This window comes from Pedobacter yulinensis (assembly GCF_003029735.1).
GTDB classification, from domain to species: Bacteria; Bacteroidota; Bacteroidia; order Sphingobacteriales; family Sphingobacteriaceae; genus Pedobacter; species Pedobacter yulinensis.
Window position 1 is genome coordinate 202,655 of sequence record NZ_KZ686270.1, and the last position, 21,859, is coordinate 224,513.

23 protein-coding genes are annotated in these 21,859 nt (G+C 50.9%); 13 read left to right on the forward strand and 10 right to left on the reverse strand.

What is annotated here, in order from left to right:
• Window positions 1–22: 22 nt before the first annotated feature.
• A complete protein-coding gene (locus C7T94_RS15385; RefSeq protein WP_107216298.1) occupies window positions 23–1,954 on the reverse strand; it encodes a glycoside hydrolase family 172 protein in 1,932 nt (643 codons plus the stop codon).
• Between the two features lie 126 nt (window positions 1,955–2,080).
• On the opposite strand from C7T94_RS15385, the gene C7T94_RS15390 reads away from it, so the two are divergent.
• Window positions 2,081–2,689, forward strand: a complete 609-nt coding sequence (locus tag C7T94_RS15390; protein ID WP_107216299.1) for an LEA/WHy family protein — start codon at window positions 2,081–2,083, stop codon at window positions 2,687–2,689.
• A gap of 80 nt (window positions 2,690–2,769) precedes the next feature.
• Here C7T94_RS15390 and infC read toward each other — a convergent pair whose 3' ends face one another.
• The gene (infC, locus tag C7T94_RS15395) at window positions 2,770–3,339 is read right to left on the reverse strand and encodes a translation initiation factor IF-3 (protein ID WP_107216300.1); all 570 of its coding nucleotides are present in this window, start codon (window positions 3,337–3,339) and stop codon (window positions 2,770–2,772) included.
• 457 nt (window positions 3,340–3,796) lie between these two features.
• Here infC and C7T94_RS19655 point away from each other — a divergent pair, with 457 nt between their 5' ends.
• Window positions 3,797–3,937: a hypothetical protein gene (locus tag C7T94_RS19655; RefSeq protein WP_239495038.1), complete on the forward strand. Its 141-nt coding sequence runs from the start codon at window positions 3,797–3,799 to the stop codon at window positions 3,935–3,937.
• A gap of 74 nt (window positions 3,938–4,011) precedes the next feature.
• On the opposite strand, the gene C7T94_RS15405 is transcribed toward C7T94_RS19655, so the two are convergent.
• Together C7T94_RS15405 and C7T94_RS15410 are read right to left on the reverse strand one after the other, a co-directional pair.
• Window positions 4,012–4,422: a hypothetical protein gene (locus C7T94_RS15405; protein ID WP_162618730.1), complete on the reverse strand. Its 411-nt coding sequence runs from the start codon at window positions 4,420–4,422 to the stop codon at window positions 4,012–4,014.
• Between the two features lie 69 nt (window positions 4,423–4,491).
• Complete coding sequence (locus C7T94_RS15410) at window positions 4,492–5,064, reverse strand: hypothetical protein (protein WP_107216302.1); 573 nt, start codon at window positions 5,062–5,064, stop codon at window positions 4,492–4,494.
• A gap of 153 nt (window positions 5,065–5,217) precedes the next feature.
• On the opposite strand from C7T94_RS15410, the gene C7T94_RS15415 reads away from it, so the two are divergent.
• The 3 genes from C7T94_RS15415 to C7T94_RS15425 all read left to right on the forward strand — a co-directional run bounded on the left by C7T94_RS15415 (window position 5,218) and on the right by C7T94_RS15425 (window position 8,356).
• Complete coding sequence (locus C7T94_RS15415) at window positions 5,218–6,996, forward strand: aromatic amino acid hydroxylase (protein WP_107216303.1); 1,779 nt, start codon at window positions 5,218–5,220, stop codon at window positions 6,994–6,996.
• A 43-nt stretch (window positions 6,997–7,039) separates the two neighbouring features.
• Window positions 7,040–7,741, forward strand: a complete 702-nt coding sequence (locus C7T94_RS15420; RefSeq protein WP_107216304.1) for an SDR family oxidoreductase — start codon at window positions 7,040–7,042, stop codon at window positions 7,739–7,741.
• A gap of 87 nt (window positions 7,742–7,828) precedes the next feature.
• Window positions 7,829–8,356 (forward strand): C40 family peptidase, encoded by a 528-nt coding sequence (locus C7T94_RS15425; protein ID WP_107216305.1) that lies wholly within the window; start codon window positions 7,829–7,831, stop codon window positions 8,354–8,356.
• Window positions 8,357–8,707: 351 nt separating this feature from the next.
• Here the strand turns inward: C7T94_RS15425 and C7T94_RS15430 are convergent, their stop codons facing one another.
• Together C7T94_RS15430 and C7T94_RS15435 are read right to left on the reverse strand one after the other, a co-directional pair.
• The gene (locus tag C7T94_RS15430) at window positions 8,708–9,595 is read right to left on the reverse strand and encodes a flavin reductase family protein (RefSeq protein WP_107216306.1); all 888 of its coding nucleotides are present in this window, start codon (window positions 9,593–9,595) and stop codon (window positions 8,708–8,710) included.
• Window positions 9,596–9,597: 2 nt separating this feature from the next.
• The gene (locus C7T94_RS15435; RefSeq protein WP_107216307.1) at window positions 9,598–10,596 is read right to left on the reverse strand and encodes a fumarylacetoacetate hydrolase family protein; all 999 of its coding nucleotides are present in this window, start codon (window positions 10,594–10,596) and stop codon (window positions 9,598–9,600) included.
• A 323-nt stretch (window positions 10,597–10,919) separates the two neighbouring features.
• On the opposite strand from C7T94_RS15435, the gene C7T94_RS15440 reads away from it, so the two are divergent.
• From C7T94_RS15440 to C7T94_RS15450, 3 genes are all read left to right on the forward strand, one after another.
• Window positions 10,920–12,077, forward strand: a complete 1,158-nt coding sequence (locus C7T94_RS15440; RefSeq protein WP_107216308.1) for a homogentisate 1,2-dioxygenase — start codon at window positions 10,920–10,922, stop codon at window positions 12,075–12,077.
• A 26-nt stretch (window positions 12,078–12,103) separates the two neighbouring features.
• Complete coding sequence (gene hppD / locus C7T94_RS15445) at window positions 12,104–13,231, forward strand: 4-hydroxyphenylpyruvate dioxygenase (RefSeq protein WP_107216309.1); 1,128 nt, start codon at window positions 12,104–12,106, stop codon at window positions 13,229–13,231.
• Window positions 13,232–13,451: 220 nt separating this feature from the next.
• Entirely contained in the window at window positions 13,452–14,366 is a 915-nt protein-coding gene (locus tag C7T94_RS15450) for a YihY/virulence factor BrkB family protein (protein WP_107216310.1), read from the forward strand.
• A 44-nt stretch (window positions 14,367–14,410) separates the two neighbouring features.
• Here C7T94_RS15450 and C7T94_RS15455 read toward each other — a convergent pair whose 3' ends face one another.
• Window positions 14,411–15,001, reverse strand: coding sequence for a porin family protein (locus C7T94_RS15455; RefSeq protein ID WP_107216311.1), 591 nt, complete (start codon window positions 14,999–15,001; stop codon window positions 14,411–14,413).
• 124 nt (window positions 15,002–15,125) lie between these two features.
• On the opposite strand from C7T94_RS15455, the gene C7T94_RS15460 reads away from it, so the two are divergent.
• On the forward strand, window positions 15,126–16,883 hold the full coding sequence (locus C7T94_RS15460) for a sensor histidine kinase (RefSeq protein WP_107216312.1): 1,758 nt from the start codon (window positions 15,126–15,128) through the stop codon (window positions 16,881–16,883).
• 23 nt (window positions 16,884–16,906) lie between these two features.
• On the opposite strand, the gene C7T94_RS15465 is transcribed toward C7T94_RS15460, so the two are convergent.
• Together C7T94_RS15465 and C7T94_RS19435 are read right to left on the reverse strand one after the other, a co-directional pair.
• Window positions 16,907–17,206 (reverse strand): hypothetical protein, encoded by a 300-nt coding sequence (locus tag C7T94_RS15465; protein WP_107216313.1) that lies wholly within the window; start codon window positions 17,204–17,206, stop codon window positions 16,907–16,909.
• Window positions 17,207–17,407: 201 nt separating this feature from the next.
• Window positions 17,408–17,626: a hypothetical protein gene (locus C7T94_RS19435; protein WP_162618731.1), complete on the reverse strand. Its 219-nt coding sequence runs from the start codon at window positions 17,624–17,626 to the stop codon at window positions 17,408–17,410.
• A 362-nt stretch (window positions 17,627–17,988) separates the two neighbouring features.
• On the opposite strand from C7T94_RS19435, the gene C7T94_RS15475 reads away from it, so the two are divergent.
• The 4 genes from C7T94_RS15475 to dinB all read left to right on the forward strand — a co-directional run bounded on the left by C7T94_RS15475 (window position 17,989) and on the right by dinB (window position 20,795).
• On the forward strand, window positions 17,989–18,345 hold the full coding sequence (locus tag C7T94_RS15475; protein WP_107216315.1) for a DUF1801 domain-containing protein: 357 nt from the start codon (window positions 17,989–17,991) through the stop codon (window positions 18,343–18,345).
• Window positions 18,346–18,524: 179 nt separating this feature from the next.
• The gene (locus C7T94_RS15480; RefSeq protein WP_107216316.1) at window positions 18,525–18,713 is read left to right on the forward strand and encodes a hypothetical protein; all 189 of its coding nucleotides are present in this window, start codon (window positions 18,525–18,527) and stop codon (window positions 18,711–18,713) included.
• A gap of 136 nt (window positions 18,714–18,849) precedes the next feature.
• Window positions 18,850–19,659 carry an MBL fold metallo-hydrolase gene (locus C7T94_RS15485; RefSeq protein WP_107216317.1) on the forward strand — a complete coding sequence of 270 codons (810 nt, stop codon included), beginning with the start codon at window positions 18,850–18,852 and terminating at the stop codon, window positions 19,657–19,659.
• Window positions 19,660–19,697: 38 nt separating this feature from the next.
• A complete protein-coding gene (gene dinB, locus C7T94_RS15490) occupies window positions 19,698–20,795 on the forward strand; it encodes a DNA polymerase IV (protein WP_107216318.1) in 1,098 nt (365 codons plus the stop codon).
• On the opposite strand, the gene C7T94_RS15495 is transcribed toward dinB, so the two are convergent.
• Entirely contained in the window at window positions 20,731–21,846 is a 1,116-nt protein-coding gene (locus C7T94_RS15495) for a DNA topoisomerase IB (RefSeq protein ID WP_107216319.1), read from the reverse strand. The genes dinB and C7T94_RS15495 overlap by 65 nt on opposite strands.
• Window positions 21,847–21,859 lie beyond the last annotated feature (13 nt).

The window sequence follows — 21,859 nt, forward strand, 5'->3', positions numbered from 1 at the left end:
CCGCTACGTTGCTTGCCTGCTATTACTGCATCGCCTTTTCAGCGGTTTTTTTGACCAGGATGAGCCGGCGAATGTGCAATTTGTTATTCGTTTTGTCGCGTTTAAAATGAAAGGTCACGCTGTTGCGGAAATCATCTACCACTACATCACACAGGTAACGCATACGCTGCTCGTTCCGGCTTGCAGCCCGGAAAGAAATGGGTTCACTGACCCGGGTCTGCCGCTGCCATATGGTGACTTCAGCGCCGTCGGGCAGTTCATCCGCATCAGCCAGCAGGCGGTAACCTCCTGCCGGTAGCTCCTGCAGATCAATTCTTACCGCTCCCCCGTCTTTCGCGGTAATGGTTTCCCCCTCTACGGTCATGGCCCCTGCAAAACTGTAGTTGATCAGTTGCGGATAAAGCGTCATGGTGTCGGGCAGATACGTGCCTGTGGTCGCGTTGGTGGGTGCCTGCCCAGTAGCCAGAGGCTGGTCTGCATAGTAAAATGCCATAGACGTATAATCGCCCGGCTTATTGTTGTTTTCCGGACCGTGCTCGATCGTATGCCTGAAGCTGCGCATAAATGGAATCTTGTCGGTCAGAAAAAGCCGGTAGCCGCCGGTACGTGAATAAGGCAGCGAATAGTCGAGCGACCCATGCAGGGGCAAACTCATTGCGCGGTCCCAGCGGTCAAGCATGGCGTACCAGCCGCCGTTAAAGTAGTCTTCTGATCCGGTGCCATGCATGGTCAGTTCGCCATCTGCGGTAGTCTGGTCATCGCCTTCAAAAAAAAGCGTCATTCCAGGTTCCAGGCCCTGTGCCTGCAGAATGGTTCCGGCATAGTGCCCACGGCCCTGACCAGCCAGCAGCACATGCGGTTGTCCGGGTTGTGTAGGCTGCTGGCGGTTTCTGAACGCATAAAAACGCCCTTCCCTCGCCGCGTTCAGTCCTTCCGGCCTGAGGTAGATTCTGCCCTTTACACGAAGCGACTCCTGCTTGCCAACATCAGCCTTGCGGTACAATAATTCTATTCTCGCCTTTTTTGCGAACGGCATAGGGTAATAACAATAGTTGACCTGTGCCGCGCTGCCCAGCATCAGGCTCTGCATAGAGGGTTTACCGAAAGCATAACCAAAAAAATCAGCTACCGGCGCATAAACAGCCGGCTGCGCTTCGTCGTCCCATGTAAATTTCAGATCGGCTTGCCGGTTTAACCCGGCATAAGCCGCAGCCTGGTCAAGCTCAATGCCAACGATGCGCCCGGGACTGCTTAGCCGCGCGAGCACCAGGGACCCACCGGGTTCGACAACCTGGTCAAATGAAATGATTTGGACATCTTTCGTGCCGGCCATAAACCGGTCGGCCGCGGTCCAGCGCTGTGCGAGCTTTTCAACCGCCGCCGGGAGTGCTGCGTCGCGGCTATTGAATGTTCGCACCCGCTCGGACTTGCCGAGGCTCCGGTACTGGATCTGGTAAAACTCAAGTTTCTTGCCACGGAAAACAATTTTACAACCCTTTTCAAAAGGAATGGGCAGGTAGCAGAAATAACCGCCCACCTGGTTTCCGGTAAGCGGAGCCAGGAAGGGCATCACCCTGCCCGAGAACAGGTCCGAAAAACGAATGGTAAGGCCAGGCTTGATCGCCCCGTCGAAATAAAAATCGACCAGGTCATCTGTAGGCGTCGGTGTCCAGATCCGGTTAATGACTCCTTTCCCCTTTGCCTCGAAAATAACCAGGCTGCTGTCTTTTTCCTTGCGGATAAAAGAATATTTGCCGCTGAAACCGTCATCATTGTTGCCTGTACGGTCGTAAGATGAAAATTGCCGGAGGCTGGTGCCCGGCCTGTACCTCGGCAATCGCGAAAAATCAGTCAGCTCCTGCAGCTCACTGACGGTGGTGACCACCTGTTGGGCAGATAAGACCGCGGGACTAAACAAGGTGAGGCTCAGCAAACCTGCTATAAAACTTCTCATGGTTCAAATTTTATGTGTTTACACGTTTAAGCAATATAGAAATTTTGATGCATACCCGCTATTTTTTTTTCAAAAAGCATTTCGGCACTGGCATTGCTCCTGTGAACAAACATTAAAAAGCACACAATGAAATACACAGGAAAATTAATGATGCTATTTGCCACAGTGCTGGTCTTTGCCGCCTGTGGCGTAAACAGACAGGCACAACAGGTAAAAGTGCTCGAAAAATGCAAATTCAGGGTAGTGAGCGCAGAAAACGTAAGGGTGGCCGGCACCGATATTACGTCTTTGATCAGGGGTGAGCGCCTGAACCTTGCCGGACTTCCGGGGTTGGCACTTGGCCTGCTGCGAAAGAACGTGCCGCTCGATGCCAGGCTAAACCTTGAGATCAGCAATCCAACCGGCAGCACAGCTGCCATTAACCGGTTCGAATACAAGATACAGGTAAACCGGGAAGACCTGGCAGAAGGCATGGTTACAAACGGATTCAGTATCGCCCCCGGGCAGACTACCGTTATTCCGGTAAACCTGACCAGTAATGTATATAACCTGGTTTCGAATGCAGATGTGGCAAATAAGGTGCTCAGCGCACTGCAGAAGAAATCAAAAGACAATGAGGTCCTGGGCCTGCTGACCATTAAGATCAAGCCCACCATTATGCTGGGCAATACGCCGGTTACCTATCCGGGATACATCAGTATAGATAAAGAGATCAGCAGCCAGATCCTGCTTTAATTAAAGAGGCCTGTTCCGGTTGCACCAAGCCCTGAAGCGCCAGAAACGCTGCGCGGATGTGCCGCCTGAACAGGCCTTTGTTATTTGGCTGACGCTTTTGGTGCCAGGGTCAGAAACATGCGTTTTCCCTCTAGCTTGGGCATCAGTTCTACTTTTGCAAAGTCTTCGAGCGCTTGTGCAAATTTGAGCAGGAGAATTTCGCCACGCTCCTTGTAAACGATGGCACGGCCTCTGAAATGGACATAGGCGCGAACCTTCTCACCGTTTTCAAGAAAACCTTTTGCGTTTTTCAGTTTAAACTGAAAGTCGTGGTCATCGGTATTCGGGCCGAAACGGATCTCTTTAATCACCGTTTGTTTCGCGTTAGCCTTGATCGCTTTCTGCTTTTTCTTTTGCTCGTAAAGGAATTTGCTGTAATCGACAATCCGGCAAACCGGGGGTTGCGCGTTGGGTGAAATCTCGACCAGGTCCAACTCCTGTGCTTCGGCCATTTTCCTGGCTTCGGCAAGGGGGTAAATTCCCTGCTCAACATTTTCGCCGGTAACCCTTACTTCGGTCGCGGTAATAAATTCGTTAATGCGGTGTTCAGCTTCCTTTTTCTTGAAGGGCAAACGCGGCCCCCTGTTGGTGCTTCTTCTTTTTAATGCCAATATTTTCTGATTTTAAATGAATGACCTGGTTCCCCGCCGGGAGAGATGGGCAGCTCATCAGGTATTTGCTTTACCCAACAGCAGGAAACAGATAAGGTTTCAAATATAAGGAAAAAACATGAACACAAAAACCCGCGCAGGTATGCTGGCACTACACTGATTTTTCAGGTTGCGCATTAAACTCATGGGTTTTGCTCAAACCACAACTTACCGGGACAAACCATTCATTATATATATTTGACAATGAAAGCTTTATAAATCATTTTAAAAGACATGGATGTTATTACGGTACCTGAGCGATCAGGAAACAAAAACCTGAGCGAAAGCCGAAAACCTGAAAGAGTAGCGAAACTAAATCTACAGTTATGAAAATTCAAGAGTTGAATGAACAGGAAATGAAGTCAATAACGGTGGTGGTCTGTCTGGACACAGCGATTCTTCAAACGCATCAAACCTCATGGCCAATCTCGGCGTCGGCAGCTTACTGTCGTTCTCGAGCCACACCACAGATGGTGAGGAGCAAGACAGTTCATCTTTCAGCCTCGGCGATGGCATTAGCCTGGACCTGGGCAGCATGTTGAGAAATATGACCAACTAACAATAAATTTCGCTTTAAATACGAACCCCGCCAGAAAAGGCTGATTTTTTTTATTTTGCAGCGTTCATGGGGCTTCAGTTGAACAGCCGGGTTTCCAGGAACAAACCAAGGTGCCTGGCAAACCGGCTCTGGAAACTGCCGGGGGCATACCTGCAGGCGGGCAGCCAGCCACCCTGTTGCTTTCGCAAGGCCACCCGGATGCGTTTGCCTTTCAGGTAAAACGTGTACAGGCCATCCCGGCAGATGCTAAGATACCCACCTACCCTTTCTCCATTGAAGGGAACTTCGATGTAGGCGTTTTCCCAATTCCTGGTAAAATGTTGCCCGATCTGTTTTTCAGCCACCAGCATCGTCGGTTCATCCAGCCAGCGTTCTGGCTGCAGGCAGAACCAGTCGCGGTGGCGCCACCAAAGGCCTGCCACCAGCGAAACCACAAAAACTATGGGCAATACGGATACGGAAAAAAGGTAAACAGTGTGTAACATGGCTCAGCGCTGAGATGTACACGAATTTACGAATCTGGCGGCAGATCCACGAAAAAAGAACGGTCAGATTCAGGCTGTTGCTGCATTTTTTCCGAGTTGCCGAAGCACCTGCCTGGCTTTGCCAAAAAAGGCGATGCTCTCGCGGTCCTGCAGATAGGCGATCGTTTGCCGCAGCTCTTCAGCAATCCAGAGCTGCCGGCTTGCCAGGTTCGCCAGGATTTGCAAACAATGGGCTTTAACTGCTACGGCAACCGTCTCGTCAATCAGCCAGTCAAATACCGTACTGACAAGGCGCTGGCCAGCTTCTCCATCAAAATGCAGCGCATGCGCTGAAACCGAAGCCGGCCGGCTCAGGAGAGACAGGATCTTGGCAAAATGCCTGCGGGCTGAGGCGTTTTGCTGTTCGTGAAAGCGGGAAAGAAAGGCGTCAGTCACAGCAGAAAACCTGTCCGGGTAGCGGATAAAAATATTTTCCAGGATCCATGCAGCCCTAAAAGCAACCTGTTGTTCGTCGTGAAAGCACAATTCGAACACATCGCCGGCCGCATAGCCGGCGGCAGCCATTTCAGCCAGGTGATCAATTTTCTTTTTCGAGAGCTTGACACGCAGCGCGGCAAGCAGAGCGGGCTTGTCATGGTTCATGCAAAAAAGTTGTGCAGGTCAGATTTTTTATCATTTTCGTAAAAATACGCGTTAACATTGTTTTTTGACAGACGCGCCACCCGTTTTTTTGGATTACTAGGCACAAGGGCCTATTTTCGCAAGAATCAGATTGAGAATTTTCAAACCGCAACAATGAGTGACTTTAATGATTTCAATAATCCGCAGGTAGCGAGGCTACCGAGGCATCTCAAACAGTTCATTGTAGAGCAGCATTATGAAAAATACACACCTATAGACCAGGCAGTGTGGCGTTACGTAATGCGGCAAAACTACAGTTACCTGAAAGATGTTGCGTTTTATCCATACATTAAAGGACTCCAGCGTGCCGGCCTCAGTATAGAACGCATCCCTGACCTGCAGATCATGAATGATAGCCTTGGGCAGATTGGCTGGGGCGCCGTTACTGTCGATGGGTTCATCCCCCCTGCCGCGTTTATGGAATACCAAGCGTACAGGGTGCTGGTCATTGCTGCAGACATTCGCCAGCTTAACCACATCGAGTACACACCGGCTCCCGATATCATCCATGAATCGGCCGGGCATGCACCCATCATTGCAGATACCGATTACAACAATTACCTGAGTTATTTCGGATCGATTGGCGCAAAAGCCATGTTTTCGTCGAAAGACTTTGAGTTGTACGAGGCCATCCGCCACCTGTCTATCCTGAAAGAGGCCTCCGATGCAAGCCAGGAAGAAATTGCAAAAGCGGAAAAACAACTGAAAAACATCTCTGAAGATATGGGTGAGCCTTCTGAAATGGCTTTACTGAGCCGGCTGCACTGGTGGACGGTCGAGTATGGTCTGATCGGAACGCTGGAGAACCCGAAAATTTACGGCGCAGGCCTGCTTTCCTCGATCGGCGAAAGTTACACCTGCATGCAGCCAGACGTTAAAAAACTATGGTACAACCTCGACACCATAAATTATGCTTACGATATAACACAGAACCAGCCGCAGCTTTTTGTGACCCCTACCTTTCAGAATCTCATTGACGTTCTGGAGGCATTCGCAAACACGATGGCTTTCAGAAAAGGTGGTGCAGAAAGCATTGTAAAGGCCATTGAATGCAAAAACCCTGCGACGGCGGTTTACAGCTCCGGACTGCAGGTCAGCGGTGTGTTTACAGATATGGGCATCGACCCGGCTGATCAACTGACATTTATCAGAACGACCGGTGCAACGGCGCTTGCATTCGACTACGCAGAGCTCGAAGGTCATGGAAAAGCCTACCATCAGGAAGGTTTTTCATCGCCGGTAGGCCGGCTGAAAGATAACCAGGCCCCGCTCGAAGATTTTTCTGACGAGGATCTGGCGGCCGCGGGCATTGTACCTTTTCGTGAGGCAAACCTGCGCTTTGAAAGCGGCATCGAGGTAAAAGGCACTGTGAAATATGTGCTGCGCAGAGCGGGCAAGGTTCTATTGATCGGTTTCGAGGCATGCCAGGTAACCGATCATTTGGGCAATATCCTGTTCAGGCCTGAATGGGGCATGTACGATATGGCCGTTGGTGAAAAGATTGTCTCGGTATTTAACGGAGCGGCCGATAAGGACAAGTTTGAAACCATTACCCATGTCAGCGACAAATTGACCCAAAAAGTAACGTACACCGACAAAACACGCAGATTGCATGAGCTGTACCAACAGGTACGCAACTGCCGGGAAAACCAGGAAGGTTATGCTGAACTTCCTCTGGTCTGGGAAAAACTCAAAGCCGACTACCGGACAGACTGGCTGCTGCCAATGGAGATTCTTGAGATTTTACACTTCATGAAGATCAATCCCGAGCTGGAGAAAGAGATTCGCATTTACCTTGAGCTCAGAGCGGCCAGCGAACCAGAATACGCCAAACTCATCAACGACGGTTTCCATGTAATTGAAAACCCCGTTACCCAATTAATGAACGAATAAAACAGGCAGGTTCGGTCAGCGAACCTGCCTTTACTTTCTACACATGAATATAGTTATCACGGGTGCCAGCAGCGGGATCGGTTTCGAGACAGTCCTGGAATTGGCACTGACCCCCGCCAATAAAATCGTGGCGATTGCGCGCTCGGCCGACAAACTGCGCAGACTGCTGGAAATTGCCAGGGGCCTGAGTCCCGAGTGTACGGTGCTGCCTGTCGAATTCGACATCGTTCACGATGATTATGCCGCCCTGCTTCCCTTCCTGGAAGAACACCTGGGCCATATCGATGTGCTGATCAATAATGCCGGCTCACTTGTCAACAAGCCTTTTGCTGAAACAGGCGAGGAAGACCTGGGGCTGATGCTGGAAAGTAACCTGATCAGCCACTTCAGGATGATCAAAAACACCTTTCCGCTGCTGAGGAGCGGCAGCCATGTGCTGAACATTGGCAGCATGGGCGGGTACCAGGGCAGCGTAAAATTTCCAGGGCTTTCTGCTTATTCAGCCAGCAAGGCTGCTCTGCATGCGCTGACCGAATGCCTGGCCTACGAGCATGCTGAGGCCGGTATCAGGTTTAACTGCCTGGCACTTGGTTCGGCGCAGACCGAGATGCTGGAACAGGCTTTTCCGGGTTATCAATCGCCGGTTATGGCCTTTGAAATGGGAAAATATGTTGCCGACTTCGCTCGCACCGGCCATAAGTTCTTTAACGGAAAAGTCCTGCCTGTAGCTGTAACAACTCCTTAGTTGTCAAGCAGAAGCATTTCAACAAACCAGCTGAATGTGGAAAAATAAGCCTTTGAACCAATGGCTCAAAGGCTTATTTTTGTTTTAATGCTGAACAAACTATTTGTAATCTTACTGCTCTCAGGCTTGTTTTCTATCCAGGCAAAATCGCAGTCACTGCAGGAGGTATACTACCAGAATGTGGTTACAAATGTGATCAATAAGATCACGGGAAAGCGGGCAACAGCCGATGTGGTCCTTGATTTCGCCAAGGACCTGATTGGGGTTCCTTACCGGTACGCTTCAGGCAGTCCGTCAAAAGGATTTGATTGCTCGGGCTTTGTAACCTATGTGTTTCGTAATTTCGGTTTCAGGGTACCCCGTTCTTCTCACGAGTATGCGCAGGCCGGCAAACCTGTAAAACTGGCCGACGCCAAACCCGGCGATGTGATTCTGTTCACGGGTACCAATTCCCGCGTCAGGCGTATCGGTCATGTTGGGATCATCACTTCTGTAAATAATGGCGAGGTGGAGTTTATCCATTCGAGTTCGGGCCGGGAGAAAGGTGTAACCATTACGAGCCTGAACGAAGGGTACTACAAGCGGCGGCTAATGAAAGTCGTGAGCTTGCTGTAAGCCGGCTCAGGCATGCTCCTGGTGCCGGGGAGGCAATCCTGATTTCTTGATTCCGGATGCCTGATTTCATCCAAAGTCCTGCGCAACCCGGAAATTCCTTGTACAATTTCTCACCGTCATTTCGATCCGGTGCGTGCGGCAGCATACCCCTGCACAGCGCGCCAGGGCCTGCTATGCTGTGGCACAAGCGGCATATCTCAGTTTAAAATTGCGGCAAGCGGAAGATCGTGGTTGATGATCATCCTGGCGGGCGCCGGGGATCAGGCATGCAATCCTTGGTCTTTATTCCTTGCTCTTTGTCAGCTCAGGCCGCCTCAGCCTGGTTTGAGACTCCTGTTTCCGTCTTCCCCTTTAAACCATCACCACCATCAACGCCTCTTCAGGCCGGTTTTGCTGCAGGTATGTCCGGGCCAGTTCGTGCAGTTCCCGTTCGCGGTTCGAGGGATCGCCGATCGTCGCATCCAGGATGTCTTTTACATCTTCACGCTGGCGAAACGCTTCGAGCGCATCTTCGCCTGGCACGGACGCCAGGTTACCCAGTACGCCCAGGTCATTGCCTGTCAGGACCTTCGACCTGCGCACGGCAGGTGGCAGGGCATCAACCCCAATACCCAGCGATGTAAGCGGCTTGGGAACTTTAAACAGGCTTTCGGGGGTTACGCGACAATACCAGTCGCCACCCAGCCGCGCCACAAGATCCAGCTTGAGCTGATCGATTTTCCCTTCCCCGTCAAGTACCTCCTCGCGGATATGAATGCGCCTGATTTCAGCAACGACCAGGTTTCCGGCGCCATGACCGTCGCCCAGCGGAATGACCTGGTTTACTACGCATTCGAGCTGCACGGGCGCTTCGGCCACGCGCGGCGGACGCACGGTCTCAGCCTCCAGCATGGTGAAGCCGGCTTTTAAAAACTCATTCACACCTTTACCGTATTCTGTACTGGCCAGGCTGGTCTGCTGCACCATGTCGTAACTGACGATATTGATTACACATTCAGCGATCTCCCGCACATTTTCAAGCGTGTGTTTAATTGTGTTGTCACGCACACGCCTTGCCGGCGAAAAAACGCAAATCGGCGGATTGGTACCAACAAGGTTGAAAAAGCTGAAAGGACTCAGGTTAACCTGCCCTGCCGCATCTATGGTGGAAGCAAAACAGATCGGACGCGGTGCAATGGCGTACTGCAGGTAATTCTGCAGGGCCGCCGGGCCAAGCGTCGTTGCATCAAGCGTCAGCATGGTTATGGTTTTTTACGGTGCAGAATTGAGAAATCGCTTGCTTCTTTCCTGATCGTGTTGTGCAGCACGCCGAGGCCGGTGATCTCCATTTCTACCGTATCGCCGTCCTGCAGCCATTGTACCGGGTAAGCCGGGTCATTCAGCAGGCCGGTACCGTTGAGTTCCAGGAAACAGCCGGTGCCCACGGTGCCCGATCCAATCACGTCGCCGGGCAGTATATCGACGCCGTATGCGCAACGCTCAATGATCTCTGCAAATGTCCAGTCCATATCGGCCATGCTTCCTGCCGAGACCTCCCTGCCATTGATCCTGCATACCATTTTCAGGTCATAACTTGCACCTGTATGCCCGGCTTTAGGCGAAACGCGAAAAGGCTCCAGCTCATCGGGAGTGACCAGCCACGGGCCGATCACAGTAGAAAAATCTTTTCCTTTCGCCGGCCCCAGGTTCAGTTTCATTTCTTCCATTTGTAACGTGCGGGCGCTCATGTCGTTCATGATCATGTAACCCGCAATAAAGGCATCGGCCTCTTCAGCCCTGATGTTCCGTCCCTGGCGGCCAATTACGACAGCCACTTCCAGCTCAAAATCAAGCTTATCAAAGTGATCGGGCATACAGGCAATTTCTCCGGGCCCCTGAATGGCGTTATGGTTTGTGAAATAAAAGATGGGATACTGATCAAACTCGGGGATCATTTCTACCCGCCTGTTGCGTCGGGCCGCCTCTACATGTTGCCTGAATGCATAACCATCGCGGCAGGATGTCGGGTGCGGTACAGGAGCAATCAATTCGTAAAAAACCTCCTCTTTTGCCTGGATGGCGGCCATTTTTATTTGCTGGTCAACCGCCTTGGCGCGATCCATCAGGTCAGGGCCGCCACGCAGAAATTCAGCCATGTTGTCTGGCAATTGCTTATCACAGCTGTGCAGGTTGTAGATATGTCCCTCTATAAAAACGCCAAGGTGTTCCGTTTCTTCGGTTTTGTACGATACGAGTTTCATTTGTTCAGGTCTTTGGTTAAATGATGTCTGTAAAGCTAAGAAAAATTACGCAGCAGGGAACTTTTCACACGCCCGGGCTATACGGGTACATTTGTTTGCAATAAAAAAAAAGCCTACTTTAGTTACATGAAAGCAATGCAGAACTGCTGTTACCTGAACCTGCCGGCCGAAGAAGGCCGCGCGGTTTACCGCAGCCGCATGCTTTCAAAACTCGTCTTTGCGCAGTATTCTTAACTGCCTGCCATATTTTTTTGATAACCGGAAACGTTCAGGTGCGTTGCCTGTTTTTCATATACCCGATTATATAACCAAATAGTGTTTCTATGCCAATTTATCACCAACTGGGCCAGGTGCCCCACAAGCGGCACACCATATTTCGCAAACCTGATGGCGGTTTGTATGCCGAAGAACTGGTCTCTACCGAAGGGTTTTCCAGTTTATATTCGCTCGTTTATCATTGTCACCCTCCCACACTTGTCAAATCGCTGGGCGAACCTTACAGCGTGGCGCCGCAGATTGCACAAGATAAACACCTGAAGCACACCAGCCTGATCGGTTTCCGGATCCAACCTGCTCAGGACTATCTTGAAAGCCGAAAACCCGTGCTCGTCAATGCCGACCTGCATATCATCCTGGCTGCTCCCCAGGCCTCGATGACCGCGTACTTCTACAAGAACAGCGAGGCAGACGAGATGATCTTTATCCATGAAGGATCGGGCACACTGAAAAGTGGCTTTGGCGAGCTTAAATTTTCTTATGGTGATTACCTGGTCATTCCGCGTGGCACGATTTACCAGATGCATTTTGATACGCCGGAAAACAGGCTGCTCATTGTAGAAAGCTTCAGCCCGATCAGGAGTCCGAAACGTTATCGGAATGCTTTTGGGCAGCTGGAAGAGCACTCGCCTTATTGTGAACGCGACATCCGCAGGCCCGAAAACCTGCAGACCTTTGATGAGACAGGCGATTTCCGCGTACTGATCAAAAAACAAGGGCTGATCTATCCGTATGTATACGGCACACACCCGTTTGATTATATAGGCTGGGATGGTTTTCACTATCCCTGGGCCTTCTCCATTCATGATTTCGAGCCCATTACCGGCAGGCTGCACCAGCCGCCGCCCGTGCACCAGACTTTCGAGGCCCATAACTTTGTGGTCTGTTCTTTCGTACCGCGCAAGTACGATTACCACCCCGAGTCTATTCCGGCTCCATACAACCACAGCAATGTAGACAGCGATGAGGTGCTGTATTACGTAGACGGCGATTTCATGAGCCGGAAAAGCGTGGTAAAAGGCCAGATTACGCTGCATCCGGGAGGCATACCACATGGCCCGCATCCTGGAACCGTTGAAAAATCGATCGGCCAGGAATCGACAAAAGAACTGGCGGTAATGATCGACTCTTTCAGGCCGCTGATGATTACAGCCGATGCCATGAGCATCGAAGACGAGAACTATCATAAAAGCTGGGTTCAGTAACACATGTACATCCTCAAAAACATCATATGACACAGACATTTGCAGAGAAGATTGCTGCCGCCCAAGATTTCCTGCCCATTAACGGCACCGATTACGTGGAATTTTACGTAGGCAACGCCAAACAGGCGGCGCATTACTATAAAACAGCCTTTGGCTTCCAGTCGCTGGCCTACGCCGGCCCTGAAACCGGGCAGCGCGACAAAGCATCTTACGTCTTGCAGCAGGGCAAGATCAGGATTGTGCTGACTACTGCGCTGAAATCAGAGCACCCCGTAAGCGAACACGTGCGCAGACATGGCGACGGCGTGAAAGTCCTTGCCTTATGGGTTGAAGACGCATTCAAAGCTTTCGAAGAAACGACCAAACGCGGCGGCCGGCCCTACCTGGAGCCAACCGTTCTGACTGACAGCGACGGAGAGGTGCGTATGTCGGGAATCTACACCTACGGAGAAACGGTGCACCTGTTCGTAGAGCGAAAAAATTACACCGGCAGCTTCCTGCCGGGCTTCCGTAAATGGGAGAGCGATTACCAGCCAGAAGAAACCGGTTTGCTGTACATAGATCATTGCGTAGGCAATGTAGGCTGGAACAGGATGAATGAAACCGTAAAATGGTACGAAGAAGTGATGGGTTTTGTCAACATCCTGTCGTTCGATGACAAGCAGATCAATACCGAGTATTCAGCCCTCATGAGCAAGGTCATGAGCAATGGCAATGGCTTTTCAAAATTCCCGATCAACGAACCGGCAGAGGGCAAAAAAAAATCGCAGATCGAAGAGTATCTCGAGTTTTACGAGGGTGAAGGCGTACAGCATATTGCCGTTGCCACCAAAGACATCGTTCAGACCGTGCGCGCGCTCAAAGCGCGGGGAGTCGAGTTTCTGGGGGCGCCACCTGAAAGCTATTATGGCATGCTGCCTGAACGGGTGGGCGAGATTGAAGAGGAGCTGGCGCCGCTCAGGGAACTGGGCATCCTGGTTGACCGCGATGAAGAAGGTTACCTGCTCCAGATTTTCACCAAACCGGTAGAAGACCGGCCTACACTGTTCTTCGAGATCATACAGCGAAAGGGGGCGCAGTCATTCGGCGCCGGGAACTTTAAAGCACTTTTCGAGGCGCTGGAACGCGAACAGGAATTGCGCGGCAACCTGTAACCGGGCATCCCTATCGCGTGGCATAGAAGCCGGATTTCAATTCCTGAAGTCCGGCTTTTTTTTGGCGCCGCCCGCCTTTGCATCCGGCGGCAGCCGAAACGCCACCGCCGCTTTATAACGGTGAAACATTTTCAATAGAAAAGCGGTTCAGTTTGAAGAGAGCGGGTCTGGGTAGGTATTTTTTACTACTTTCGGCCTGATAAACCCAGCGCTACCTAACATGCCAGCCAGGATCATTCACCGGATCGGACACTTTTGTATTTTACTGAAACACGCTTTCCGGCTTTTCAGAAGGAACGACCCGCTTCGGCTTGCAGGGGCAACCGCTTTTTTTGCAAATTTTGCCCTGCCGCCTATTCTGATCATCCTGATCCGGCTTTTCGGCGTCTTTACGGACCGCCGGGTGCTGGTATCCAGGCTTTTCGAACAGCTCGGGCATATCCTGGACGAAAGCAGCATTTTACAGATCCGCCAGACCTTGCGCAACATCCGCGATGTAAATCAGGCCTGGTACATTACGCTGATCAGTTTTGTATTCTTTATTTTTGTTGCGACCACCCTGTTCAATGTCATTAAAAATTCTCTGAATCAAATCTGGTCGCTCGGTGTGAAAGACAAGCCCGGCATCATGTTCAACCTGAAGCTGCGGGCTATTTCGTTTGTGGTCATCCTGCTGGCTGGCCTGTTGTTCTTCGTTGGGCTCCTGCTCGACAGCGTACAGGTCCTGATCGCCTCTTACCTGCGCGATGCCTCTCCCAGTTTCGGCCTGGTCATTACCTCGATCCTGAACCAGTTGATTTTTGTTGCAATTGTAACGACCTGGTTTACGGTGCTTTTCAGGTTCCTTACCAACGGCCGCCCCCGTTGGGCCATTGCGCTGTCCGGAGGCATTCTCACCGGTGTGCTGTTTACGCTGGGCAAGTTCATACTTCGTATCCTGCTGCCTATGAGCAACATTGGCAATATTTACGGTGCCTCGGGCTCTATTGTGCTGATCATGCTCTTCGTATTTTATTCTTCGTTCATTTTTTATTTTGGCGGCTGTTACATCAAAGTCCTGAGCATAGACCGCGAAAAAAATATCTCTCCGATCAAAGGCGCGTTTGAATACGAACTGAAAGAAATCGACAAATAAAAAAGCCCGCGAAGGGCGGGCTATGATCATTCAGGACCTGCCGATTACAATACCCGCAGGGCAAGGCCCAGGGTAAACAAATTCAGCTTCGTATCCGGGTACCCGTCTTTCGCAATTTTAGACAGGCCAAGTTCGTAACGCAGGTCAAGGCTGATACGGCGTATGTCTGCGCCTGCTCCAAACTGCCAGCCAAATGCCTGGTTTTTAAAATTTCCATTGTAAATATTTGAAGCTGCCTGGCCAAATTTCTGGTCTTTACTGAGAATGAAAGAAACCATGGGGCCCGTATTCAGCCTGGCGCCAATACCCGCCGCGCCGATCTTTGTACCAATCAGCAAGGGAACATCGATACTTGTAAAATTCACCTCGTTCACTTCGCCGGTCGCATCGCTGGTAAGTTCGGTGTTTTTACCAGAAAGGTAAAGTTCAGGCTGAAAATGAATGCCTGCGGCCCCAACCCGGCCCCACAGCCCTCCATAAAACCCAGTCCGGTTGTCGCTGCCGAAGCGGTTTTCTGTATTAAATTTGGCAAGGTTAACACCGGCCTTGACGCCGAGCTGGAAAGCAGGCACAACCTGCGCCGAAGCGGCGGCAGTCAGTCCAGCAAAAACGAAAGAAAGTAAAAGCTTTTTCATGTGTATACAGATAAGGTTTAAGATTTTATTGCTAATTTTAACACCTGTTCGACTATCAAATATCACACCTAAAATTTAGCAAAGGAGGATTTTCCGCCCATTGCTTTCAAGCGCTCTCCTCTTCATGACATTTGCCTTTAATATCTATGCAATTTTGCTGCTGGTGTCCGGACTGGCAATTTTGTGCATGTCCTCGCTGATCATCAGGCGGGAAAATGGCACCATGAAGTGGCTGGGCTGCACCTTGTTTTCAAATGCGGTATGGTCCATTGCCTATGGGTTCGAGCTGGCTTCGCCGACAGCCTGGCAGATGAAGTTTTTTACCAATATCGAATACCTTGGTATTGCAACGCTTCCCGTATTCTGGTATTTGTTCTGCCTGAGCATGTGCAGCAAGGACGAGTGGTACGGCCGGACAAGGAATATGGCGCTGTTGTTTGTCGTTCCCTGTGTGACCATCCTGCTGGTGTGGACCAATTCCCTCCACCATTGGTATTACAGATCACATTCAGCCAATTTCATGGGGCCGTTCCCAATGGCTGATATTGAGCCTGGCTGGTTCTACCGCTTTTTTACGGTATATTTTTATGGTTTACTGGCCCATGGCGTTTATTTGCTCATTATCAATTTCAGGCGAACCGATCCCATATACCGGGCACAGCATCACCTGATCCTGTTTGCGTCTTTCATTCCCTGGATCGCCAACATTCTTTATGTACTTGGCATCCGCCCGCTTGTCAACCTCGACCTGACCCCTTTCGCTTTCACCCTGACCATCATCATTGTGCTGATCGCTATTTACCGGTTTAAAATATTCGACGTCATACCGCTGGCGCGAGAAAAGGTACTTGACCTGATGCAGGACGGTTTTATCCTGCTCGACGAACGCGACCGGATGATCGATATCAATTCGGCAGCAAAACGTTTCCTGGGGCTCGGCGACCGGCTGATCGGAAGGTCGATCTACTCGTTTATTTCAGAAGAAAGCGAATTAACAGCTGCCATCAGGCAGAAAAAGCCGGGCAAGATCGAAGTGCGAACCGCGGCCACTACAGGCAAGCTTCAGCTTGAGGCCGAGCTGCGGTTTATGGACGACAGCAAGTTCAATGTTCCGGTTACGCTGGTCAAGATCCAGGACCTGACCACGCTGCGGCAGGATGCGCTGCGGCTGAAGGAACAGGCCCACGAATTACAACAGCTCAACCAGCTGAAGGACACCATCTTTTCAGTTATTGCGCACGACCTTCGGGGGCCTCTGGTCAACTTGTCTGAGGTGATAAAAATGCTTTCGAAAGACCAGATCACGCTGGAGGAGTTCAAGGAAATTGCACCCGGCGTGAACCGCGATATCCTCTATACGACAGACCTGCTCGAGAATATTCTGCATTGGTCCCGCAGCCAGATGAAAGGTTTCGAACTGCAGAGAGACCATTTTAGCCTGAATGCCCTCGTGGAGCACGAGGCGGGTTACTATGAGCCTGCTGCCAAGGCCAAATCAATATCGATTACCAAAGACCTCGGCGCAGATTTGATCATCCATGCAGATAAACTCATGATCCAGATTGTGGTACGCAACCTTGTTAACAATGCGATCAAATTCTGCCTTCCGGGCGGAAACATCCACCTCGCTACAAAGATTTCGGGCGGGATTGCGCAGCTGAGCATTGCTGATACCGGCATCGGAATTGCTCCCGAGCGCATTCCATCTATGTTTTCTTTCAGCAACCGCTCTACCCGCGGCACTCACAACGAACGGGGCACCGGGCTCGGATTGCTGGTATGTAAAGACTTTATGATCAGGAATGGCGGCAGCATTACGGTAAAAAGCGCTCCGGGACAGGGAACCACTTTTTGTATCAATCTTCCGCTGCCGGCGGCATAAAAAAAGGCCCCAAAGGGCCCTTGCTAATGTCCGGTGGCGTTATTGATCGCCTGCTGTTCTTTTAAAGCATCGACGTTGTTCTTACTGCCAAAGCTTTCAGTCTTCTCTGCAAAATAAGCCAGTATACCCTGAATGGCCTCGGTGTTGTCGGCAACGCGCTGGTGAATGTCAGGAAGGTCTGTTTCCAGCCGCTTGTCGCCAAGTTCAATATTGTCCACTTCAATCTTGGCTATTTTTTGAATCAGGGCCTGTCCGCTGTTCTGAAAATCTTCCAGCTCGCGGACAATTTTTTCCATCAGTTCGAATTTCTTTAATGTATCCATAGTTAAAAGATTTCTTAGGTTATAAAATCAATTAACCATCAACACCGCAAATTGTTTGCAACGGCGTTTCGGCACTGCCCACCCGCCCGGGCCGGGCCACCCTGACATTGCATCTAAGTCAGCGCTGGCAGATTGAAACAGGGAAACCAGGCTTCCGGCCATTGCAGACGAATTGATGAGCTGGATTGTCCAGAATACAGATCAGGATTCAACAACCTGAAAACTCACGAATTCGTTTTGGAGAAATTGTTCCAGGTCTGCAACATTCATTTTTACAGAGCCTGAAAAATTGATTCCGAGTTTACGCACGCCGGCATCACTTTCCAGCGTGACCTGGTCATTTACTATGCTTACGATCTGGAACCGCTCAATGTTGTTGCTCCAGATTTGTCCTTCTGTCAGTTCGATACTTTTTTTCATTCGGATAGGTTTTAAACAGGCTTGGAATGGCAATGTATCCGGCCTGGTGTGTAGGAGAGCGGCAACCGCTAAGGTATCAAAACCCCTGCCCGATTCAAAATAATGTGCCGACCGCACCACGCGGGGATCCATTGGTCGGTTCATTTTCTGCTGTTGTCCGGCTTCAGCATACCGGTTCGGTATAATTGGTAACAATTGAACGACGAAAACTTAACAAAAACTTAACACGCTGAAAAACCGCGCGCTGCTTGCTTCAGTGGCACTAAATTACCCGTTTCCCGCATCATCTTGTTCAGGGCCGGTATGTGGCTGTTGCGTCCTCGCGCAGAATGATGTAAATTGATGTATCAACTACCAAACCTATGGAAACTGCAACCGTTTATACTGCAAATAACGGCTCTCCTGCAGCGTTCAAAGCTGTCATTCACAGGCTGAACGAACTTTGCCGGCAAAAACTGAAAGGCTATGACGAAGGCATCTGTTACGGCATGCCTGCTTATAAACGCAATGGCGTGCCCGAACTGGCTTTCGACTTCCGCGACAACTGTCTGAAGCTATATGTCATGAAGCACGACCTGCTGAACAGATTCAGGCAGCAGCTCAGGGGCTTATCGATCGGCAAAGGCTGCATTTGGTTTACGAGGCCTGAAGACCTGGACTTTGATGTAATCGGGCACATTCTCGATACCATCTGTGGCAGCAGCAGGACAGCACATTAAAAAATGCTCCGCTGCACAATATATGGCAGATCGGGGCGTCTATATATTGAGAGCGTTAATTTAGATGGCGGGGATGCTGCGAAGCGGCATCTCCGCTTTTTTGTTTTTCACTTATTTCTAAACATTCCGGCCGGGTGCGTGTCTTTAAAGCAGACTGTACACATCAAAATCACAACATCATGACTGCTAAAGAAGACAACGAGAAAAATCCGAGGAATGCAGAGGTCGAGCTGACGGAAGAGCAAAAGAAAGCCGACAAAGACGGCAACCAGGGTGATAGCGAGATCAGCACAGACCAGGAGAAGCCAGAAAGCGACATAGCCGAAAAAGGCGACAAGTTTGACCAGGCTGTAAACCCGGACACTTAAGAAAAAAAATATTGCCTGCACAATATTCGTCCGCACAGGGCGTCTATATATGGAGAGCGTTAATTTAGATGGCGGGGATGCTGCGAAGCGGCATCTCCGCTTTTTTTGTTGACATAATTTTTCCGACCTTTACAGCATGTCTCTGTTCGTTACTTCCCTCAACTCCGGCAGCAATGGAAATTGTTATTATGTTGGCAATGACCGCGAAGCGGTCCTGGTCGATGCGGGGATTTCCTGCCGGGAAATCGAAAAACGAATGGCCCGCCTGGGCCTGGACGTGAACAAGGTTGCCGCCGTATTCATTTCTCACGAACATTCAGATCACATTCGCGGCCTTTCGGTGCTGGCACGCAAATACAGGTTGCCTGTCTACGTAACGGAGAAAACACGGCAGCAGCTTCGGCTTTTGCTGGACGAGCAGCGTACTTATTGCTTTTGTTCAGGCGATAGCATACAGATCGGGGACCTGACCGTGAAATGTTTTTTGAAGCGTCATGACGCCATCGACCCCCACAGTTTTGTGGTTGAAGGAGCTGGTGTCCGCGTCGGCGTTTTTACCGATCTGGGTGCCTGCTGCGAAGAACTGAGTGCACATTTCGGGCGCTGTCATGCTGCTTTCCTGGAAAGCAATTATTGCGAAGACATGCTTGAAAGAGGCCGTTACCCCTATTTCCTGAAAAACCGCATTAAAGGTGGTTACGGGCACCTGTCGAACAGGCAGGCACTCGATGTCTTCCTTTCCTACCGTTCAGAATACCTTAACCTGCTGCTTTTGGCTCACCTCTCGCGCGACAACAACGACCCCCAGCTGGTTGCCGACCTTTTCGGCGCCCACGCCGGGCAAACCCGGGTTGTGGTGGCTTCTCGGTATGAAGAGACGCCGGTTTTCAGGGTGCATACTACGCACCTGGTACCAGCCAGCCCAGTCCAGGCCACACTCTTCTGATTGAAAATCCCGGAAATATCCCGAATTTACCCCTTGCCATGGAACAGGCTGTTAAACCCTTTCGTAAGATCATCCACATAGACATGGACGCATTTTATGCATCGGTCGAACAGCGTGATTTTCCGGAATACCGTGGCAAAGCGATCGTAGTTGGCGGACCGCCAGACAGCCGGGGTGTGGTAACAACCGCCAGTTATGAAGCCAGGCAGTTTGGGGTGCGCTCGGCGATGCCCTGCGCGCAAGCGGCTAAACTTTGTCCGCATGCACTTTTCGTACCGCCCCGGTTTGACGCTTATAAGAAAGTTTCCCAGGAAATCCGGGCAATTTTCCGGCGCTATACCGATCTGATCGAGCCCCTGTCGCTTGATGAGGCGTACCTCGATGTAACGACTGATAAAATGGGCATCGGTTCAGCACTTGATATAGCCCGCCACATCAAAGATGCAATCAGGAATGAGCTCAGCCTCACGGCTTCTGCCGGTGTTTCCATCAACAAGTTTCTTGCTAAGATCGCTTCAGATCTGCAGAAACCCGATGGCCTTACTTTCATCGGCCCATCCCGCGCAGCGGTCTTTATGGAAAGCCTGCCGGTCGAAAAATTCTTCGGGGTCGGTAAGGTTACCGCTACCAAAATGAAAAATATGGGCTTGCACACCGGGGCAGACCTGCTTAAATTGTCTGAAGCAGAGTTGCGCATGCGCTTTGGAAAAACCGGCGGATTTTACTACCAGGTGGTCAGGGGCATTGATAACCGGCCCGTACAGGCGCACCGGGAAACAAAATCTGTAGCCGCCGAAGACACATTCAGCGAAGACACAGCAGACCAGGGAACGCTCCGAACCCAACTTATACGACTGGCTGCCATCATTGCCGGCCGCGTAAACCGCAGCGAGTTAAAAGGGAGGACCCTGACACTCAAAGTGAAATTTGCCGACTTCAGACAGATTACCCGCAGCCGCACCCAGGAAGAGGTTTTTGATACGGCCGAAGCAATAGCTGACGCCGCGCTTGCCCTCCTGGAAAAGGCGGCAGACGGTAAACAGAAAATTCGCCTGCTGGGCATCAGTCTGTCTAATTTTCAGTCGCAGCCTGCGGGGCCGAGCGTCCAGCTTTCCCTTTTTGAGGAGCTTCCTTAATCGCTGCCACTTCAGCGCTTACAGCTTTCAGAAAAGCCAGAAGCACTTTCTCGTCGCTTTCAAGCCCGCTGAGTTGGGTTTTCTGAGCAGGTTTTACTTTTTTCAGGAACTGACCGAGTTGGTCATTTTCAAAAGCCTCGAGCAGCATGGGGTACACATAAGAGCTTTTACACACCGCGCGGGTGTTGCCCAGTTTGAAAGCGACGCAGTCGAGCACATCAACGATCAGTTTTTTGCGTGGGCGCTGATCTCCGGCCTGGAAACACTGGGCCATTTGCCTGAAGGCCTCAAGCGTACCGCCCCAGGTTCTGAAGTCTTTTGCGGTAAAGTCGCTTCCTGTAATTTCCTGGATGTACGCATTGATGCGTCCCGAGTCGACACTTCGCCTGCTCCCATCCGGGAGGTAATACTGGAACAGCTCCTGCCCGGGTATTTCGCGGCACTTTTTTACCAGTTTGGCCAGATTCCGGTCGGTTAAGCGCACCTGCTGCTGTACACCTTTTTTTCCCACAAAACTCAACTCGAGTTTGGAACCGTTAATAACGGCATGTTTGTCGCGAAGTGTGCTCAGTCCGAAAGACCCATGCTTGCGTTTGTAACTTTCATTGCCGATGCGGATCAGTGTTTTCTGCATAACGTCGACACAAATGGCCAGAACCTTTCGTTCGTCCAGTTTTTTGCGGCGCAAATCAGTTAGAATCTGTTTCCTGGCACGGGGCAGTACACGTGCAAACTCAGCCAGCCTGAAATACTTTGCATCTGAACGCCGGCTTGTCCATTTCGGGTGGTAGCGGTACTGCTTGCGTCCGGCCGCATCAATTCCCGTTGCCTGCAGGTAGGCATTGGGCGAAACGGCAATCCAGACATTGGTCCAGGCGGGCGGCAGGACAAGCTTTTTGACGCGGTCCAGCTGTTTCTCATCGGTAACCCGGGCGCCTTTTGCATCTAGGTAATAAAAAGCACCCGGTTCGCCCATGCGCCGAATGCCCGCCGTACTGTCAGTGACATAAATGAGGCCGCTTTCTTTAACTTCCTGCAGGGTATCGATCATCAGATGCGTTTAT